We start from the raw sequence: 18,987 nt of genomic DNA on the forward strand, positions 1-18,987 counted from the left end.
AAGGAGCGTCGCCATGAGTTACGGATATCTCGATACTGCCATCACTCCGAGCGTACGGACGGTGCAGGCAGAGATGGGCAGTGCCCACATCTGGAAGCGTTTTGAGCGTGATCGTGCCTTTGAGCGTTTCACCCGCCACGAGATGGATTTCATTGCGGCGCGCGACAGCTTCTATGTGGCGACCGTGTCCGAGACCGGTTGGCCCTATGTCCAGCACCGCGGTGGACCGACCGGATTTCTCAAAGTGCTCGATGATCGAACGCTGGCCTTCGCCGACTATCGCGGCAATCGCCAATACATCTCCGTCGGCAATGCGCGGGCCTCGGCGCGCGTTGCGCTCATTCTCATGGACTATGTGAACCGTGCCCGGCTCAAGATTTACGCGACCGTCGAATTCCTGCCGGCCGAGCCGACGAGTGAGCTCGCCCGGACGCTCCATCACCCCGATTATCGCGGTCGGCCGGAACGGATTGTTCTCCTGCACCTGGTCGCCTTCGACTGGAATTGTCCCCAGCACATCACGCCGCGCTACACCGAAGCGGAAATTATCGAGACAATGCGAGGCGTGCATGAGCGCCTGATCAGCCTCGAGGCAGAGAATGCTCGCCTGCGCGCCCAATCCGGGCTGGACGGGGATGATGGACGGCGGGACGGGGGCGAGGCATGACCACGCTCCACCGACCGCCGCTCCCGCCGTTCAACACGCTGCAGGATGCCGAGACAAAGGTCCGTCTGGCCGAGGACGCCTGGAATTCGCGCGATCCTGAACGGGTCTCGCTGGCCTATACTGAAGACAGCCAGTGGCGAAACCGGGACACTTTTCTCACCGGGCGTTCCGAGATCGTCGCCTTCCTGACGGCCAAATGGCAGCGTGAGCAGGACTACCGCCTGATCAAGGAAATCTGGGCCTACCGGGATAATCGCATCGCCGTGCGCTTTGCCTATGAATGGCGCGACCCGGCAGACCGCTGGTTTCGGGCCCATGGCAATGAGAATTGGGAGTTCTCACCGGACGGTCTGATGCGTCGCCGGATCGCCAGCATCAATGATCTGGCGATCAAGGAAATCGACCGGATATTCCACTGGCCGCAGGGGCGCCGACCGGATGACCACCCCGGCCTCAGCGATCTGGGCCTGTAAGGTCGGCGCTAAACGCGCCGGCTAGAGCAGGGCTTCGATCTCGCCGCGAATCTTCTCCGGTGTGTCCTGGGGCCCGAAGCGCTTGACCACCCGGCCCTCGCGATCGACCAGGAATTTGGTGAAATTCCATTTGATCGAGGTCGAGCCCATCAGCCCCTTGGCTTCGGTCTTCAGCCATTCATAGAGCGGGTGGGTCTCGGGGCCATTGACCTGGATTTTTGCGAACATCGGGAATTTCACGTCATAGGTGAGCGAGCAGAAACTGGCGATTTCTGCCGCATCGCCCGGTTCCTGTTTGCCGAACTGGTTGCAGGGAAAGCCGAGCACGGCGAGTCCCTTGTCGGCCAGATCCTCATGAAGCGTCTCCAGACCTTCATACTGGGGGGTGAAGCCGCATTTGCTGGCGGTATTGACGATCAGTATCACCTGGCCCTTGAAGGCAGAGAGGGACACCTCGTCACCCTTGATATCGGTGGCCGTGAAGTCGTGAATGCGGCACATGGAAATCTCCTCTGTCTCTTGCCAGCATATGTGGTGTGATTGCGATGCGGGACAAGCGCGGAGATTACGCTAATTTGCCGCCGAACCAGAGCCGGGATGACCATCATGATCGACACGCTGCAGGCCCGCATCGAAGCGCTGGAAATCCATGTCGCCCATCAGGACGCGACGGTGGAGGACCTCAATGGCGTCATCCTCGCCCAGCGCGAGGAACTCGACCGCCTGACCCGCCGCATCAATCGCATGATGTCGCAGATCGATGAGCTTGAAGCGGCCGCTCCCGCGCCGGAAGTGACCAAGCCGCCGCATTATTGATGGCAGCGCCCACCAGACAGTCCGGCAGACCTGTCTCAGCCAGCCTCCACAGCCTTCTCCGCCAGCGCTGAACGCACCGCCGGCATGATGCGGCGGCTGACCGGAACTTCGCTGCCATTGGACAGCAGGAGTCGGCCGGTTCCACTGGCCTCGCGCTCGAGCGCCGACACAAAGAGCGTATTGACGATGTGCGAGCGATGGACGCGCAGGAAGGCGGCGGGCAGTTGGTCCTCCAGCCCGCCGAGCGTGCCGGTATAGAGCGAGGTCGCGCCGTCTTCGAAATGCAGCTCGACATAGTCGCCGGCCGCCTTGAGCTGGACGATCCGATCGGTCGAGACATAGTCGACCCGGCCGGCGCTCACGAGCTGGATCTGTGCGGGGGCTGATTTCTGGCGCGCCTGGGCGAGGGCGGTTTCAAGCTGCAATGCGCGCCCGGTTTCGAGTCGGTGTTGACGCCGCGCCTGAACCAGAAGTTGGGCCTGCTGGTAGATGCCGAAGGCGAGCACGCCGGCGGCCGCATGAAAATAGCCGACATCAAGAAATCGGGATCCGTAATAGAGGATGGCCATGAGGGCGAGGGCAAACAGGCCGACCAGGGCGATTGCGCCGCGTCGCCTGCCTATGGCCCAACCCGAAGACAGGGCCAGCCCGGCAGCGCAGCCGGTCATCAAGACGCCAGCCGTCTTGCCGTCAAAGCCCGGCACCAGCACCACGACAATCGTCATGATGGCGGCGACCGCCGTCAGGCGACCGGCTCTGGATCGCCGGTGCAGCCGGGTCATGCGCAGCATCAGCCAGTCGAGCAGGCAGAGCATGAAACCGGCGGCGCATACAGTGATCAGGACGAGGCGCGTATCGTGAAACGGGTAGGGATAGGCGATCAGGCCGCGCGCCGATTCCACGAAGAGCTCGGTCCCCGCGAAGAAGGAGGCGCCGGCAAGGAGGAGCGAGGCTTCCCGGTCCTCATTGCGCCAGGCCGTGACTCCGAAAAAGACCAGGGCGGCCAGAAAGACACCGAAGGTGATCAGGCTGGGCCAATAGCCGGTGATGATGAAACTGGTCGGGTCACGGTAGCGGCTGAACTGGATGGCATGGATGGGCGAGACCAGGCGCAGCCAGCCATGATGGCTGGACAGGCGCATGTCGATCGTGTTGTCGCCCGCCCGAACGAGCGTGTGCGGGACAAACAGGCTGGCATCGATGCGGCCCGGTTCTTCGGCCCTCGCCGTGTCTGCGGGGTGCCCATTGGCGCCGATACGGGTGCCGTTGAAAAACACCTCGCTGGACATCTTGCCCATCACCATCAACCCCCATGGGCCCGTACCTTCCCATTCGCCATCGGTCAGGGGCAGGCGCAGACGGACCCAGAGATGCCGACCCTGCGGGTCCAGGTCGTAGAGCGAAACCGTCTCGCACGCAGTCGCGGTGAAATCCGGTGGCGCGATGTCGCCATCGCGCGCCGGACAGACGGTTACATCCTCGATGGCGACATGGGTGGTCCGCTGGCCGCTGGCGGATGCGGTGAGGGCGAGCACGGCCATCAGGCCGGCCAGCAGGCAGGTCGTCAGGTCACGGGCAAAGATCGGGCGAACGGTCATGATTGTCAGGTTAGCGGTTACGGCCCGGGGCGTCCCGCCGCTTGTCGGCGGATCGGCACCGCTGAGCGAATGTCAGGTGTGGTGCAGCGCCCGACACTGTCTGATGACGGCTCGCCCCGGGGGCAAGCCAATTCGGAGATGCACGCATGACACTCACCCAGATCACACGCGCCAGCCTGATGGCGGGAAGCGCCCTGCTCGCCAGCCTTGCCGTCGGGCCAGTGCCAGACGCCGTTGCCCAGAGCGAGGGGGAAGCAGCGTTTACCTTCACCGCCCAGAGCGGCGACAATGTCGAGGCCTTTCGCGGTGAAATCCAGGTACCCGAGAACCGGGCCGATCCGGACAGCCGGATGATCACGCTGAGCTATGTTCGTTTTCCGGCGACCGGCGAAACGTCCGGTCCGCCGATCGTCTATCTTGCAGGCGGGCCCGGTGGCTCCGGTTCGGGCACGGCTCGAGGACGCCGCTTCCCGCTTTTCATGGCGATGCGCCAGCATGCCGACGTGATCGCCTTCGACCAGCGTGGCACCGGCGAGAGCCAGCGCCCGCCGCGCTGCACCAGCAGCCAGCAGCCCGATGAGGCGGCGCGGATCAGCGATGCGGACATCGTGGCGGCCTATCAGGCCGCGCTGGCGGAATGCGTGGCGTTCTGGGAGGGCGAGGGTGTCGACCTGCTCGGCTATACGACGGCTGAGAGCGTCGCTGACCTGTCCGATCTGCGCGTCCATCTCGGCGCCGATGAGATCTCGCTCTGGGGCATTTCCTATGGCAGTCACCTTGCCCTTGCGGCGATCAACGCCATACCGGACGAGATTGACCGGGTCATTCTTGCCAGCGCCGAGGGGCTCGATCAGACCGTCAAATATCCAGCCCGGACCGACTCCTATATTGGCCGCTTGCAAGCGGCGATCGACACGCAGCCGGCGGCAGCCGCGCTTTACCCGGATATCGCCGGACTGATGCGCCGTGTGCACGCACAACTCGAAGCGAACCCGATCCTGATCGAGGTCCCGCGGGAAGAGGGCCCCGCGATTCCCTTCCTGCTGCAGCGTCATCATGTGCAGCAATTCGCCTCCGGCCTGATCGCCGACCCGGCCAATGCCGGTCTGCTGCCGGCGCTTTATACCTCGCTGGAGCAGGGCGACACGACACTGGCGACGCGGCTTCTCGGCTTTTTCTGGACGCCCGGTGAGCCGATCTCGCTGAATGCCATGTCGACGGCGATGGATATTGCCTCCGGGATCGAGCCGGACCGTCTGGCAGAGGTTGAGGCGCAAGCCGAGAGCGGTCTGTTGGGCCTCTATCTCAATTTCCCCATGCCTCAGCTCAATGAGTCCATCGACGGGCTGGATCTCGGCTCCGATTTCCGCCGTGGTCCGACCGGCGATACGCCGGTCCTCCTGCTGACCGGCACGCTGGATGGGCGGACCTATCCGCAAAGCCAGCGTGAGGCCGTTGTCGGGTTGAGCCAGGTCACCCAGGTCATCGTGCGCAATGCCGGCCACAACCTCTTCATGACGACGCCGGAAGTTGGAGAGGTCATGCACCGCTTCATGCGTGGCGAACCGGTCGAGCAGATAGAGATCGTGATCGATCTGCCTGACTTCCTGGCCAACCCCTTCGAGCGGTAGGCCGTCGAGGCCCGCGCGGAAAGATCGCAAGATCGGGACCGCGCGGGCTTGCCGTCAGCGCTAAACCGGTTTCATGGTTCATCATAAGGGAGAGACGACCATGATGCCGGATAACCGGGTTCGCCATGTCGAACGGATCGAGCGGGTGCTGGCGCATATCGAAGCCATCACCGACGAGGCCGAGCTGTCGCTGGACAGGCTGGCCGGGATCGCCTGCCTTTCGCCGTTTCATTTTCACCGCGTCTTTCGGCTGATGACCGGGGAGACCCTCGCAGAGACCGTGCGCCGGGTGCGGCTTGCCCGCTCGCTGCCAGGCCTGGCAAACCCCGACGAAACGGTGACCCGCGCCGCCGCCGGGGCCGGGTACGGCTCCAGCCAGGCCTATGCCCGCGCGTTCAAGGCGATGACGGGCGGGTCGGCAAGCGAGTTGCGGGCCGGGCGGAGCGATCTCATGGAGCGGCTGTTGCGACCGGATCCGGAGCACGCGGCTCAGGCGCCGCTGGCAGTGGAGATCGTTTCAACGGACCCACTGCGCCTGCTCGCAATCCGCAATATCGGTGCCTATGCCGAACTCGACCAAACCTATAAGCGCCTGTTCGAACACGTGTTTGCACAGCATTCGCTGGAGGCCCTGGCCGGGATTTATGGCATCTGGCACGAGGATCCGCGCTTTACCAATGCGGCGGCGTTGCATTTTGACTGCGCGATCGCTGTTGGGGACCTGGTGCCACCCGACGGCGTCGAACCGCTTGCGCTGGCCGGAGGGCGGCACGCACGCCTGCGTCATGTCGGCGGGTATGACACGCTTCATGACAGTATTGACCGTCTCTATGCCGCAGTCCTCGCTCGTGAGGCCGAGGAGATCGGTGATGAACCGCTTTTCGTACACTATGTCGACGATCCGGAAAGCCGACCCGAAGCGGAGTGGCGCTCGGATATTTATCTGCCACTCGCACCGGATTGACGGCAGGGTGGTTGCCAGGGCGCCTGGAAAGGCGAATTGCAGCCTGGTGCATCCAAATGCCTGTTCGGCGGCGACCTAGGGACAAAGGTTGCGTGTTGTGGCCCTATTGGAACCGATCGACAGGAGACGAAATCAATGGCCGAGATTTTTGAGGAGTATTGGTGGCTGCTCTTCCCGCTGGGCTTCTTTCTGGCCGCGGGCTGGGGAAGCTTCATGCGTTACAAGCGGACGCAGGCGAAGATTGACCTGCTCAAGACCTATGCGGCTGCGGGCAAGGAGCCGCCAGCCGATCTGATCGCCAGCCTGGATGATCCCGGCGATGGCCGTAACGATTGGACGGACACGGACGGCGGCGATCGCGCCAGCCATGGCACCGGCTCCAACGCCTTCCTCGTCATTCTCTTCGCGGGCTTCGCGGCGGTCTTTGCCTATGAGGGCTATCGCGGCTTTATCGGTATGGGCGAGGTGGCCTATTTCGTCGCCCTGATCTTCGTCGTGCTCTCGGCGTCCTTCTTTGTGGCGTCTTTCTTCAAGCGCAAATCCTAGGACGGATCCATGAGCTCGCCACCGACGGACGCCGCGCTGGTCGCGGCGGCCCGCTCGGGCTCTGACGCGGCTTTTGCGCGGATCGTCGACCGGTATCAGGGTCCGATCCGCACATTTCTGCGACGCCTCTGCCCGTACGACTCCGATGCCGATGACCTGGCCCAGGAAACCTTCCTGGCCGGATGGACGGAGCTGCGAGGCCTGCGTGAGCCGGCCCGGCTCAAATCCTGGCTGTTCTCGATTGCCTGGCGCAAGGCCAAGGGCGAGGCCCGGACCATGGCGCGCGACCGGCAGCGCGATCATGACTGGCAGGATATGCGGCCGGATTGCGAAACGCCGCAAACCGAGCATGCGATAGCGCTGCATCAGGCCCTGGCGCAATTGCCGCCGGACCAGCGCGCCGCCGTCTCGCTCTGCCTGGGAGAGGGCTGGACCCACGCCGACGCGGCCGGGGTCTTGGATATGCCGCTGGGTACTGTAAAATCACATGTGCTTCGAGGCCGAACGCGTCTTGCGGAGCTACTGGGAGTGGATTCATGAGCCAGCCTGACCCGCTTGCCGATTTTTTTGCCGCGGATACCGCTCCGGCGGTGGATCGCGGATTTCGCATGGCTGTGATGGAGAAGGTCGCGGCGCGCCGCTTGCGCGTCGAGCTGGTGCTGCGCAGCCTGGCCACGCTTTTGCTATTGCTGGGCGTTGCGCTGGTCTCACCGGTCCTGCAACGCTTTGCCCAATTGCTCGGACAGGATTTGTCCCAGGTTCTTCTGGTGATGCTGGTGGCCGGCACGGTCGCTTATCTGGGCCATTTCTGGCTGACCCGGCAGCCCATCCTGCGCCTGCCGCGCTTGCGGTTCTTTTGAACCCATTCCCGTCAAGGCGAGAGGATTTGCTCCGCGACATGGCAATGAATCGCCTATAGTCGGACGGACAAGGGGGAGGCGCGCATGTTGCTGCTGTCTGTTGGACTGGTGCTGTTTCTGGGCGTTCATTTTCTGCGGGTCGTGCCCGGCGTTCGTGACGGCTTGCAGACCAAACTCGGGGCCACGCCCTACAAGCTGATCTATACGGCGATCTCGCTGGTCGGCTTTGTGCTCATCATTTACGGCAAGATCATCGCCCATCCGACGCCGGCCGTCTGGGAGGCTCCGGCATGGGGGCGCCATCTGGCCCTGTTCGCCGTGCCGCTGGGGATTATCCTCCTGACGTCGGCCTATGCGCCGGGCCATATCCGCCGCTGGGTGCGCCATCCGATGCTGGCCGGTGTTGTGGTCTGGTCGGGCGCCCATCTGCTGGCCAATAGCGAGGCGTCAGCCGTCCTTCTGTTCGGCAGTTTCTTTGCCTGGTCTTTGATCACTTTCATCGCCGCCTGCTTCCGCGAGACGCCCCCGCCCGTGGTGAAAGGGTGGGGCGGTGATCTCACCGCGATTGTTCTCGGTCTCATCGCAGCGCTTATCATATTGAACTTTCACATGTATCTGTTCGGCGTTGCCGTTATCGGATAATTTCTGCATCCAAATTCGAACCGCGCCGCATCTCATCGACAAAGGCCGCGTGGTGCGGCTCAAAACGGAGGTTGATATGGGACCGGATATTGTTGTTCCCACTGGTATGTTCCTGATGGTCCTGGGCATCGTCTGGGTCGCCGTGAACGCGTCGATGCAAAAGCGCAAGGCCACGCTCAAAGTGGTCGAAGAGGCCATCCGCGCCGGCCAGGCGATGACGCCGGAGACAATCCGCGCGCTCGGAATGCCGCGCAAGGACAATAATGGTGACCTGAAAGGTGGCCTGATCCTGATCGCGGTGGCCGCGGCGTTCCTGGTGCTCGGCTGGACGATCGGGATGGTCGAGGGCGAAGACGAGGCAATGTACATCATGCCGGCGATCGCGTCCTTCCCGGGCTTTATCGGTCTGGTCCTTGTCGGCTTCGGCCTGATGGGGCGGAAAAGAGAGGCCTCCGAGTAATCGGAGCGGGCTGATGAAGGCGTCGGACGAAGAACTCACAGCCCTGGTGGTCGCCACGAAGAACCCGGCGGCCTTCGGGGAACTGGTCCGGCGCCATCAAGGCCTGGTTCGCGGCATGCTGCATCGCATGTGCCGCAACCACGCCCTCGCGGACGATCTTGCGCAGGATGCCTTTATCAAGGCGTTTGAGAAGGTCGGAAGCTTCAAGGGCACGGGCTCATTCAAGTCCTGGCTCTGTTCCATCGCCTACACCCAATTCCTGATGTCGGCGCGCAAGCGCAAGGCGGCGGACCGGGTGCTGGAGAAATTCCAGAGCGGGATGGAGGAGTCCGAAGCGCCCCGGGATATGGGCAATGTGGTTGATCTCGATCGCGGGCTTGCCACATTGAAGGATGAAGAACGGATCGCGGTCGTGCTATGTTATTCGTGTGGCATGTCACACTCGGAAGCCGCTGAGGCGACCGGCATGCCACTGGGAACGGTCAAGTCGCACGTCAATCGCGGCCGGGCCAAGTTGCAGGCGTTCTTTACGGACGCGGAGGTGATGGCGTCATGACGATGGATGATGCATTCGATGCCCGGCTCAAGGCCGCCTTCGCCCAGGCAGCCGAGCCGCTTGAGGCCGAACGGGAGGCCGATGCCTTCTCGCATCGCGTGATCAAGCAATTGTCCAATCCGGATCGCAAGCGAATTCTGTTGCTCGGCGGGGCCGGGTCGACCGGGTCTGCGATTGCGGGGACCCAGCTGGAAGGCCTGCTCAGCCAGGTCCAGGTGCCGACCGACGGGCTGATGGCCAATATCGGTTTCCTGATGAGCCCGGAAGTGATGGCGGCGGCCGCAATGGCGGTGGCGGTGGGCATGGTCGCCACGGTTTTGCCGCGCCGCATCGCGTGAGGCTTTTGCAGCGCAGCATGCTGCGCTAGGGTCCGGTCGCCGCATTCCGGGCACCCGACTTCAAGAAGGCCATTCCATGTCTGCCCAAACCCAGGTCCGGCGCATCACCGCACCGGATATCCGTGCCCGCAAGGGCGGTGAGCCGCTTGTCTGCCTGACCGCCTATGATGCGCCCATGGCGCGCATTCTTGATCCGCATTGCGACCTTCTGCTCGTCGGGGACAGTGTCGGCATGGTGGTGCATGGTCTTGATTCAACAATCGGTGTCACCCTCGACATGATGATCCTGCATGGTCAGGCCGTCATGCGCGGCGCGAAACGTGCCCTGGTCGCTGTCGACATGCCGTTCGGGAGCTATGAGTCCTCGCCGGAGCAGGCCTTCGCCAATGCCGCGCGCATCATGGCGGAGACCGGCTGCCAGGCGATCAAGATCGAGAGCGGCACCTATGCCGCCGACACCATCCGCTTCATGGCCGAACGCTCAATCCCGGTGATCGGCCACATTGGCCTGAGACCCCAGGCGGCACTTGCCGATGGCGGATTCAAGGCCAAGGGGCGGACTGACAGTGAGCGCCAGCGCGTCATCGACGAAGCCGTGGCCACCGCGGAGGCGGGCGCCTTTGCCATTGTTATTGAAGGTGTGGCCGAAGACCTCGCTCGCGAGATCACGCAGACCGTTGCCGTTCCCACCATCGGGATCGGCGCATCGGTGGCGTGTGACGGTCAGATCCTCGTGACGCAGGACATGCTGGGCGTGTTTGAGTGGACCCCGAAATTCGTCAAGCGCTACGATAACATGTCGGAGCGTACGGACGAGGCGGTGGCCCGCTATGCTCGTGAAGTCCGTGATCGCAGCTTTCCTTCCTCAAGCGAGGTCTACGCGATGAAGCGATCTGACCGCTGACCTCTGTTGCGGCAAGGGGGTAGTGGCGCTAGGGTCCCGCGCACATTGAATGTTTGAACGGAGCCGCGCCGACGTGGTCGATATTTTTGAAGAAGTCGACGAAGAACTTCGCCGAGACAAGTATCAGGATTTGTTGCGCAAATATGGACCGTGGGCGCTTGGCGGCGCTCTGGCCATCATTGTGGGAACGGTCGGGTGGCAAGGGTTTGAAGCCTGGCAAACCTCCAATCGTGAAACGGCCTCGGATTCCTATCTCGTTGCGATGACACAGGTCGAAAACGGGCAGCTCGCGCTGGCCGCCGCGAGCCTCGAAACGCTCGCGGATCAGGGGACAGCTGGATATGCACCCTTGGCCTTGATTCAGCGTGGCAATCTCGCTCTGGAACAAGGCGAAAACGCGATCGCCGCCGAATTCTTCGAGCAGGCCGCGACCGCGGCCAACGACCCGCTACTGCAGGATATGGCCGAGATCCGCGCCGTCTGGGCGTCATGGGACACGCTGTCCTTCTCTGATATTGATCTGCGCCTGAGCAGGCTGGTGAACGGGCAGTCGCCCTTCCGGCACCTGGCGCGAGAGACAATCGCGACCGCAGCCCTGCGAGCCGGGGATCATGAGCGCGCTCGGACCCAGTACCAATTCCTGGCCTTCGCCACCGACGCGCCGGCGGGCGTGCAGTCGCGGGCGCAGGAGGCTTTGGCGCTTATCGCGCAACGCGCTGAACCGGCCGAGACAATTGCCGACGATACGGCGGCTGAAGAGACGCCCGTCGAGACCGAAGAAACTCCTGATGCCGGGGATGCAGGCAATGATTGATGTAAAGCGTATCCGCATCCTTCTGGGTGTAGCCCTGATCGCGCCGCTGGCCGCCTGTTCGTCTGTGCCCAATCCGTTGGACATGATCCCGGGCCGGGGCAATGGCGATGAGGAGGGCCTCAATGGAGACGCGCCAACCGACGGCCGGGTCTCCATCCTCAATTTTGAACAGGGCCTGCGCCTTGATGGCGAGGCTGCTGGTGTCGTCGATCTGCCAACCGCCTATGTGAACACTGTCTGGCCACAGCCCGGCGGCTATCCGACCAATGCGGTCCAGCACACCCAGGCATCCGGCTCGCTGGATGTGGCCTGGCGCGAGAGTTTCGGTGCAGGCTCGGACAATAGTCGCCGCATCAATGCGCGCCCGGTCGTCGCGGGTGGCAATATCTATGCGATCGACGCCCGGGGTGAAGTCGTGGCAATGAATGCGGAGACCGGCGCAACCGTCTGGCGCCACCGGATTGAGGCGACGCATCGCTATGACCGTATGTCCTTCGGCGGCGGCCTCGCCTTCGATGGTGGCCGCATCTATGTTCATTCGGGCCTGAATTTCTTCGTTGCCCTCGACGCGTCAAGCGGTGCCGAGTTGTGGCGCTCAGAGACGCTGGTGCCTTTCCACGGGGCGCCGACCGTGGCCGATGGCCGAGTCTTTGTGTCGAGCGATGACAATGAGCTTCTGGCGCTGGATACCGACAGCGGCCAGGTCTTGTGGACCTATCAGGGCATCGTTGAATCGGCCCGCCTCCTGACGGCGCCAAGCCCGGCTGTGCTGGGTGATATCGTTGTGGCGCCTTTCGCCTCGGGCGAGCTGATCGCGCTACGGGTCCAGAATGGAAACCCGATCTGGCAGGACAGCCTGACCCGTGCCGGTGGCCTGACGGCCATGTCCGAGATCAATGATGTCGCGGGCAGCCCGGTCGTTGTCGACAACACCGTGTATGCCATGAGCCATTCCGGCCTGCTTGTGGCGATTTCGCTGCGCACCGGTGAGCGTCTTTGGAGCCAGCCTGCCGGTGGCCTGCACGCCCCCTGGGTGGCTGGCGATTTCCTCTACGTCACAACGAGCGAGGCGGAGATTGTCTGCATCAATCGTCTTGATGGCGAAGTGTACTGGATCACCCAGCTCGACCTGTTCGAGAATGCCCGCGAGCGCAAGAACCGGCTCGCCTGGACCGGCCCCATCATGGCCGGTGGGCGGATCGTCGTGGCCTCCAGCCGCGGTGAAATGCGGGTGCTCAACGCCTATGACGGGACGATCATGTCCAACCGGGATTTGCCCGGCGATGTGTTCATCCCCCCTGTCATTGCCAATGAAACCGTATATGTCGTCACCGATGACGCGCGGATGATCGCGCTCCGCTAGGCGCAAACGCATGACTGCTCACTTGCCCCGCATCGCCGTCGTAGGACGTCCGAATGTGGGAAAATCGACCTTGTTCAATCGCTTGGCCGGGAAACCCCTGGCTATTGTCGATGACCGGCCCGGTGTCACTCGGGACCGGCGCGAGGCGCGTGGGCGTCTGGGTGATCTGCCGCTTCTGCTGATTGATACCGCCGGATATGACGATGCCGAGAAAGATGGTCTGGATGCCGAGATGCGCACCCAGACCGAGATGGCCATCCATGATGCCGATCTCTGCCTCCTCCTGATCGATGCCCGAGCGGGCGTTACCCCGCTCGACGAGGTCTTTGCCGATGTTATCCGCCGCTCGGGAAAGCCTGTCCTGCTGCTGGCCAACAAGTGTGAAGGCAAGGCCGGCGAGTCAGGCCTCATGGATGCCTATGAATTGGGCATGGGTGAACCGATCGCCATGTCCGCCGCGCATGGTGCCGGTATCGGAGATCTCTATGATGCCGTGTTCGCCGCGCTGGGCCCCATGGCCAAGGCGGCGCGTCGCGCCAGCAAGGATGAGGGCGACCCGCCGCTGCGGATTGCGGTCATTGGTCGCCCCAATGCCGGCAAGTCGACCCTGATCAATACGCTGATCGGCGAGGAGCGCCTGATCACCGGCCCGGAGGCCGGAATCACGCGCGACGCCATTTCCGTCGACTGGGTCTGGGACGGGCGGCGTGTTCGCCTGCACGACACCGCCGGATTGCGCCGACGCGGCAAGGTTGCCGACCGGCTGGAGCGCATGAGTGCTGCGGATACGCTGCGCGCGGTTAAGTTCGCCGAGGTCGTGGTCCTGCTCATGGATGCCGAGCATCCATTGGAGAAGCAGGATCTGCACTTGGCCGATATGGCCTACAAGGAAGGCCGGGCCGTCGCGATCTGCGTGTCCAAGATGGACCTCGTCCCGCACCGCGAAGCCTATCTCAAGGAAATCCGTCTCGAGTTCGAACGCCTGCTGCCGCAGATGACGGGCGCGCCCTTGCTGCCGATTTCGGCCCTCAAGAAAAAGGGCCTCGACGCCATCATGCCGACCCTGGCCAAGCTCCATGAAAACTGGGACGCCAAGGTCAAGACGCGCGATCTCAATGACTGGTTGCACGAAATGACCGAGCGGCACCCGCCGCCCGCCGTCAATGGCCGCCGTATCAAGCCGCGCTACATCACCCAGACCAAGGGGCGCCCGCCGACCTTTGTGATGATGTGTTCGCGCGCTTCGGACCTGCCGGAAAGCTATAAGCGCTATCTGGTCAATGGCTTGCGCGACGCTTTCGATCTGCCCGGAGTGCCGATCCGCCTGATCGTCAAGGCTGGCAAGAACCCCTATGTCGAGGGTGATCGTGGCGGGAGTGGTCCGGGCGACAAGGCCTCGAAAACAGCCAAACCCGCGCGTCCCAACCGTCCGGTCAAGCCGCCCAAGGGGCAGCACCAGGCCAAGGGCAAGGCCGCCGGGCGCAAGCCTTAGGACGCAGCGCCGCCGGGTCCGGTTTCGAGCCGGTATTTCATGAAGATCTCACCGTCATATGTGATGGTATCGACGACGCTGGCCCCCAGGCGTTCCAGCCCGCGCACATGTTTGCGTGTCGGTGGTAGCAGGAATGTGACGTAGGGGATCCGGTCATCGCTGCGGGCAAATGCGAGCGCCTTGCGCGTGAGGGCAATCCCGAGTCCGAAATATTGCGGCCGCAGGACGAGGCCGAAATCCCAATCCAGGCCCTCCTTCTGGAATCCGCCCCAGCCGACATAGTCACCGTTGGCCATAAAGGCCCAATGTCCCAATCCGTCGCGATCCCAGCAGGCTTCCTTGGCCGAGATGAAGGCCTCGCACCGCGCGCGGTCCCAGTCGCCGTGCAGGAGCGGCATGTGCTCGGCCAGGCGCGGATCCGACATGTGACGGGAGATCGCGTCGCGTGAGATCTCGCTCAGGCGTACGAAGGCGAGGTGTGTGGGCGCGGGGCGAGGCATATTCAAGTGATCCGGGTGACCGCAGGCGGGAGGGCCGGTTTAGCTCTGCCTGACCGGTTCGCCCAGACCGAAGATGCGGGTCAAACGCGAAGGTGAAGTCGCGTGAAGGTGGCGGAGCGGCTCAGCCCTCGAACTTCACGGTTTCGCCATTGCGCGTGCAGTCCGGAGCGACCAATTCGGCGATGGTCGGCCACAGCGCTCTCGGTTCTGACAGGTCGTTCGGGTTCTCGCCCGGGAAAGCCTTGGCCCGCATCTGGGTACGCAAGGCCCCCGGATAGACCGTGTTGATCCGAAGCTTCGGATTATTCACATGCTCATTGGCCCAGCTCTCGACGAGTGCGTCCAGACCCGCCTTGGAGGCGGCATACGGTGCCCAGAAGGCGCGACGGGAGGCGGCAGCGCCTGAGGAGATGAAGACAGCGCGACCGGCGTCCGAGGCCAGCAGGAGCGGTTCGAAGGCCCGGATCATGCGGGCGGGGGCCATCAGATTGACACCGATTACTTCATGCCAGGTCTTGGACTTCACCTGCGAGGCCGGAGTCAGCACGCCTAGCGCACCGGCATTGGCCAGGAGGATGTCCAGCTTTTCCCAGCGTTCCGTGATGATCCCGCCGAGCTTTTCGATTCCGTCCTGGCTCATCAGATCGAGCGGAACGAGCGTGCAGCTGCCGCCGGCCGAGGTGATGTCGTCATCCAGCTCTTCCAGGCCACCCGTGGTGCGCGCGGTTGCGATGACGTGGGCGCCCGCCTTGGCAAGTTCGAGCGCCATGGCTCGGCCAATACCGCGTGACGCCCCGCTCACCAGAGCGAGGCGGCCTTTAAGATCGATCTGGGTCATGCGTCCACCAGGAAGGAGAGCTGGAATTCCTTGGCCGAGAGGTCACGGTCGTGATCGGCCAGTATGGTCGGGTATTCACCCGTGAAATAGTGATCCGCCAATTGTGGCGCCTTGTCATTGCGCGGCGCGCCGATTACGGCCTGGTAGAGGCCGTTGACGGTCAGGAAGCCGAGACTGTCAGCCTCAAGCTTCGCAGCCATGTCCTCGACCGACATGTTGGCGGCGATTAATTCCTTCTGACCGGCCATGTCGATGCCGTAGAAATCCGGGAATTTGATCGGCGGACAGGCGGAGCGGAAATGAACCTCCGAGGCGCCAGCCTCGCGCATCATGCGGACAATCTTCAGCGAGGTCGTGCCGCGCACGATCGAATCGTCGATCAGAAGGACGCGCTTGCCGCGCACAACGGCCGCATTGGCCGCGTGCTTGCGACGGACCGAGAGATCGCGACGGTCCTGGGTCGGCTGAATGAAAGTCCGGCCGACGAAGTGCGACCGGATAATGCCCAGCTCGAAGGGAATGCCCGAGGCTTCGGAGTAGCCGATCGCGGCAGGCACGCCACTATCGGGTACCGGAATGATGACATCGACATCGGCCGGGGTTTCCAGCGCCAGCTGCCGACCCATCTCCTTGCGCGCCTCATAGACACTGCGGCCTTCAATGACCGAGTCGGGACGGGCGAAATAGATGTATTCAAACGCGCAGGGCTGAGCCTTGCGGGCCGGGGCAAAGCGTTCCGAACGGATGCCCTGCTCATTGACCACCAGGGCCTCGCCGGGCTCGATTTCGCGCACGAAGGTCGCGCCGACCATGTCGAGGGCGCAGGTCTCCGAGGCGAAGATATAGGCCTCACCGAGACGGCCCATGACCAGCGGACGAATGCCGAACGGGTCGCGCGCCACGATCAGCCGGTCATTGACGACGGCAACAAAGGCGAAGGCGCCCTGGACCTGTTTGAGGGCGGAGAGCACACGATTGGTCAGCTTGTTCTTTTTCGACAGGGCGGCGAGGTGGAGGACCACTTCACTGTCCGAAGTCGACTGGAAGATCTGGCCGTGATTGACCAATTCCTCGCGCAGGACGCGGGCATTGGTGAGATTGCCGTTATGCGCCAGGGCAATGCCGCCACCGCGGACATCCGCGAAGAGCGGCTGGACATTGCGCAAGACCGATGCACCCTGCGTGGAATAGCGGGCATGGCCGATCGCGACACGGCCCGGCAGGCGCTGCGGCATGTCGGGCGAGGTGAAATTCTCCCCGACCAGGCCGAGATAGCGCTCGATGTGAAAACGCGATCCGTCATGGGTCGCGATCCCGCACGCTTCCTGGCCCCGATGCTGGAGAGCGTGGAGGCCGAGCGCGGTCAGGATGGCAGCGTCGTCGGCGCCATATACGGCAAAAACACCGCACTCTTCCTGGGGGCGATCACTCTCCGGATCGTAAGTCAGTGTGGCGGGAATGGCGTGTTGGTCGCTCATCCATCGTCTTCCTGGTCATCCGTGGTCGAACCGATGAGGTCATCTAGTCGGTTTCGGTCGCGTCTGCCATAGGACGTGTCATTATTTCTTATTGTTTCTGCAATCGGGTCATTTGTGCTGCCCGGCAGGGGCGCGCTGGAACCGATGCGTGAGCTCTCCGGCGCGAGGGTCTGCAGGGCGCGGGCGGTCGCATTCACCAGCGGATAGATTCGGGCTTGCGTAATGCTCTCGGGCGGGCGGCCATTTTCACCGAACGTCGCCGCCATGAAGATGACACCGAGACCCAAAAGGACGAGGCCGCGGACGAGGCCAAAGGCAAAGCCCAGCGTGCGATCGACGACATTGACATCCTCCCCCTTGGCCAAGCCACGCGAGAGTGAGCTCGTGACGAAGGTCACCGCCAGATAGATGATGATGAAGACGATGGCGCCAATCGCCAGCGGCGCCAGCCAGTCCGGATCGATCATGTCGCGCGCCGGACCGATGAAGGCGGGCAGAGCCCATAGCGTCGCCAGGGAGGCTGCGACGAAGGCCGTCACGGACAGGGCCTCGCGCACGAAACCGCGGACCAGAGCCAAAAGGCCGGAGGCCAGAAGAATGGTCAGACCGATGCCGTCAAAGGCGGTCAGTGAGGATTCCATGGGCGCGACACTCCCTATTCGCCCGCCATTGCCCTGAGAGACTGCACCAATTCGAGTGCGGTGGCCACGCCATCGACCCGGACCGGAGCGGTCTCGTCGGCAGCAGCCTGGGGGGCGATGGCCCGCGTGAAGCCGAGCTTGGCAGCTTCCTTGAGGCGCGAATCACTGCGTCCGACCGGACGAACATCGCCGGAAAGACTGATTTCTCCGTAAACGACACCATCGGCCGGCAGGGCGACATCCAGCGCCGAGGAGACGATGGCCGCCGCGACGGCCAGATCGGCGGCCGGTTCGGATATCTTCAAGCCGCCGGCGACATTGAGAAAGATGTCCCGCCCGGCCAATTCCACGCCGCAGCGTGCCTCAAGAACGGCCAACACCATGGCCAGTCGGCCGCTATCCCAACCCACCACGGCCCGCCTGGGTGTGCCGAAGGCGGCAGGCGCGACCAGGGCCTGGATTTCCGACAGGACAGGCCGTGTGCCCTCCATACCGGCGAAAACGGCGGCGCCGGGCGTGTCGCCACCACGCCCGTCAAGAAAGAGGGAGGACGGGTTCATCACCTCGTCCAGCCCCTTGTCGCCCATCTCGAAGACACCGATTTCGTCGGTCGGGCCGAAGCGGTTCTTCACCGCACGCAGGATACGAAATTGGTGCGAGCGCTCGCCCTCGAAATAGAGCACCGCATCGACCATGTGTTCGACGACGCGCGGCCCGGCGATCTGACCATCCTTGGTGACATGGCCGACCAGGATGACCGTGCAATTGCTCTTCTTGGCAAAGCGGACCAGTTCCTGGGCGCAGGCGCGGACCTGGGCCACCGTTCCCGGCGCGGCCGCCAGCTGATCGGACCAGACCGTCTGGATGGAGTCGATCACGACAATGTCCGGCTTTTCCGACTTCAGCCCGTCGAGAATATTGTTGAGCGAGGTCTCCGAAGCGAGCGAAACCGGTGCGTCGGCAAGCCCGAGCCGTTTGGCCCGGCGCCGGACCTGGTCGATGGCCTCTTCGCCGGAGACATAGATCGTGCGGGCGTCCGAACGTGCGATCTGGGCCATCATCTGCAGGAGCAAGGTCGATTTGCCGATCCCCGGATCACCGCCGACCAGGATGGCCGAGCCCGGCACCAGGCCGCCGCCGCAGACCCGGTCGAGCTCGCTGATGCCCGATTGCAGGCGAGCGGGCTCCGGACTTTCCGATCCGAGGTCGACCAGATCAAGGCGCGCGGCGCGCCCACTGCGCTTGGGCTTGCTGGCCTGGGTCCCGAGCGGGGCGGAAGGCGTTTCCTCGACCAGCGTGTTCCACTGCCCGCAGGAATCGCAGCGGCCTGCCCATTTGGAATGAACACCGCCGCAGGACTGGCAGACATAGATGGTTTCGGCACGCGCCATACGAATCGAGTCCAG

Annotated in this window: 23 protein-coding genes; 16 read left to right on the plus strand and 7 right to left on the minus strand. The window is 63.4% G+C overall.

The window, feature by feature from the left end; genetic code table 11:
• The first annotated feature begins 13 nt into the window (after positions 1–13).
• On the plus strand, positions 14–667 hold the full coding sequence (locus tag Q0X62_RS09915; protein WP_297734845.1) for a pyridoxamine 5'-phosphate oxidase family protein: 654 nt from the start codon (positions 14–16) through the stop codon (positions 665–667).
• Positions 664–1,140, plus strand: coding sequence for a nuclear transport factor 2 family protein (locus Q0X62_RS09920; RefSeq protein WP_297734848.1), 477 nt, complete (start codon positions 664–666; stop codon positions 1,138–1,140). Before Q0X62_RS09915 ends, Q0X62_RS09920 begins: the two co-directional genes overlap by 4 nt.
• Positions 1,141–1,161: 21 nt before the next feature.
• Here the strand turns inward: Q0X62_RS09920 and Q0X62_RS09925 are convergent, their stop codons facing one another.
• On the minus strand, positions 1,162–1,641 hold the full coding sequence (locus tag Q0X62_RS09925; protein ID WP_297734851.1) for a glutathione peroxidase: 480 nt from the start codon (positions 1,639–1,641) through the stop codon (positions 1,162–1,164).
• 105 nt (positions 1,642–1,746) lie between these two features.
• On the opposite strand from Q0X62_RS09925, the gene Q0X62_RS09930 reads away from it, so the two are divergent.
• The gene (locus Q0X62_RS09930; RefSeq protein ID WP_297734854.1) at positions 1,747–1,956 is read left to right on the plus strand and encodes a SlyX family protein; all 210 of its coding nucleotides are present in this window, start codon (positions 1,747–1,749) and stop codon (positions 1,954–1,956) included.
• 35 nt (positions 1,957–1,991) lie between these two features.
• Here Q0X62_RS09930 and Q0X62_RS09935 read toward each other — a convergent pair whose 3' ends face one another.
• Complete coding sequence (locus tag Q0X62_RS09935) at positions 1,992–3,554, minus strand: LytTR family DNA-binding domain-containing protein (RefSeq protein ID WP_297734857.1); 1,563 nt, start codon at positions 3,552–3,554, stop codon at positions 1,992–1,994.
• A 146-nt stretch (positions 3,555–3,700) separates the two neighbouring features.
• Here Q0X62_RS09935 and Q0X62_RS09940 point away from each other — a divergent pair, with 146 nt between their 5' ends.
• The 13 genes from Q0X62_RS09940 to der all read left to right on the plus strand — a co-directional run bounded on the left by Q0X62_RS09940 (position 3,701) and on the right by der (position 14,124).
• Positions 3,701–5,185, plus strand: coding sequence for an alpha/beta fold hydrolase (locus tag Q0X62_RS09940; protein WP_297734860.1), 1,485 nt, complete (start codon positions 3,701–3,703; stop codon positions 5,183–5,185).
• 100 nt (positions 5,186–5,285) lie between these two features.
• Entirely contained in the window at positions 5,286–6,149 is an 864-nt protein-coding gene (locus Q0X62_RS09945) for a GyrI-like domain-containing protein (protein WP_297734863.1), read from the plus strand.
• A gap of 135 nt (positions 6,150–6,284) precedes the next feature.
• Positions 6,285–6,695, plus strand: coding sequence for a hypothetical protein (locus Q0X62_RS09950; protein WP_297734866.1), 411 nt, complete (start codon positions 6,285–6,287; stop codon positions 6,693–6,695).
• Between the two features lie 9 nt (positions 6,696–6,704).
• Entirely contained in the window at positions 6,705–7,235 is a 531-nt protein-coding gene (locus Q0X62_RS09955; RefSeq protein WP_297734869.1) for a sigma-70 family RNA polymerase sigma factor, read from the plus strand.
• Positions 7,232–7,555, plus strand: coding sequence for a hypothetical protein (locus tag Q0X62_RS09960; RefSeq protein WP_297734872.1), 324 nt, complete (start codon positions 7,232–7,234; stop codon positions 7,553–7,555). The genes Q0X62_RS09955 and Q0X62_RS09960 overlap by 4 nt, the downstream gene beginning before the upstream one ends.
• Before the next feature lie 84 nt (positions 7,556–7,639).
• Positions 7,640–8,197 carry an NnrU family protein gene (locus Q0X62_RS09965; RefSeq protein WP_297734876.1) on the plus strand — a complete coding sequence of 186 codons (558 nt, stop codon included), beginning with the start codon at positions 7,640–7,642 and terminating at the stop codon, positions 8,195–8,197.
• A 76-nt stretch (positions 8,198–8,273) separates the two neighbouring features.
• A complete protein-coding gene (locus Q0X62_RS09970; protein ID WP_297734879.1) occupies positions 8,274–8,657 on the plus strand; it encodes a DUF6249 domain-containing protein in 384 nt (127 codons plus the stop codon).
• Between the two features lie 13 nt (positions 8,658–8,670).
• Positions 8,671–9,213 (plus strand): sigma-70 family RNA polymerase sigma factor, encoded by a 543-nt coding sequence (locus tag Q0X62_RS09975; protein ID WP_295692232.1) that lies wholly within the window; start codon positions 8,671–8,673, stop codon positions 9,211–9,213.
• Positions 9,210–9,551: a hypothetical protein gene (locus Q0X62_RS09980; protein WP_297734881.1), complete on the plus strand. Its 342-nt coding sequence runs from the start codon at positions 9,210–9,212 to the stop codon at positions 9,549–9,551. The genes Q0X62_RS09975 and Q0X62_RS09980 overlap by 4 nt, the downstream gene beginning before the upstream one ends.
• Positions 9,552–9,627: 76 nt before the next feature.
• A complete protein-coding gene (panB, locus tag Q0X62_RS09985) occupies positions 9,628–10,455 on the plus strand; it encodes a 3-methyl-2-oxobutanoate hydroxymethyltransferase (RefSeq protein ID WP_297734884.1) in 828 nt (275 codons plus the stop codon).
• Positions 10,456–10,504: 49 nt separating this feature from the next.
• Positions 10,505–11,269 carry a tetratricopeptide repeat protein gene (locus Q0X62_RS09990; RefSeq protein ID WP_297734887.1) on the plus strand — a complete coding sequence of 255 codons (765 nt, stop codon included), beginning with the start codon at positions 10,505–10,507 and terminating at the stop codon, positions 11,267–11,269.
• Positions 11,262–12,632, plus strand: a complete 1,371-nt coding sequence (locus tag Q0X62_RS09995; RefSeq protein WP_297734891.1) for a PQQ-like beta-propeller repeat protein — start codon at positions 11,262–11,264, stop codon at positions 12,630–12,632. Before Q0X62_RS09990 ends, Q0X62_RS09995 begins: the two co-directional genes overlap by 8 nt.
• Before the next feature lie 10 nt (positions 12,633–12,642).
• A complete protein-coding gene (gene der, locus Q0X62_RS10000; protein ID WP_297734893.1) occupies positions 12,643–14,124 on the plus strand; it encodes a ribosome biogenesis GTPase Der in 1,482 nt (493 codons plus the stop codon).
• Here der and Q0X62_RS10005 read toward each other — a convergent pair.
• The 5 genes from Q0X62_RS10005 to radA all read right to left on the minus strand — a co-directional run bounded on the left by Q0X62_RS10005 (position 14,121) and on the right by radA (position 18,972).
• A complete protein-coding gene (locus Q0X62_RS10005; protein WP_297734896.1) occupies positions 14,121–14,624 on the minus strand; it encodes a GNAT family N-acetyltransferase in 504 nt (167 codons plus the stop codon). The two genes, der and Q0X62_RS10005, sit on opposite strands and share 4 nt — an antisense overlap.
• A gap of 121 nt (positions 14,625–14,745) precedes the next feature.
• Positions 14,746–15,462, minus strand: coding sequence for an SDR family NAD(P)-dependent oxidoreductase (locus Q0X62_RS10010; protein ID WP_297734899.1), 717 nt, complete (start codon positions 15,460–15,462; stop codon positions 14,746–14,748).
• Entirely contained in the window at positions 15,459–16,940 is a 1,482-nt protein-coding gene (gene purF / locus Q0X62_RS10015; RefSeq protein WP_297734903.1) for an amidophosphoribosyltransferase, read from the minus strand. The genes Q0X62_RS10010 and purF overlap by 4 nt, the downstream gene beginning before the upstream one ends.
• Positions 16,937–17,581 carry a CvpA family protein gene (locus Q0X62_RS10020; RefSeq protein ID WP_297734906.1) on the minus strand — a complete coding sequence of 215 codons (645 nt, stop codon included), beginning with the start codon at positions 17,579–17,581 and terminating at the stop codon, positions 16,937–16,939. Before Q0X62_RS10020 ends, purF begins: the two co-directional genes overlap by 4 nt.
• 14 nt (positions 17,582–17,595) lie before the next feature.
• A complete protein-coding gene (gene radA / locus Q0X62_RS10025) occupies positions 17,596–18,972 on the minus strand; it encodes a DNA repair protein RadA (protein ID WP_297734909.1) in 1,377 nt (458 codons plus the stop codon).
• Between the last annotated feature and the right edge of the window lie 15 nt (positions 18,973–18,987).

It is taken from the genome of uncultured Maricaulis sp., from assembly GCF_947259345.1.
Classification (GTDB): Bacteria; Pseudomonadota; Alphaproteobacteria; order Caulobacterales; family Maricaulaceae; genus Maricaulis.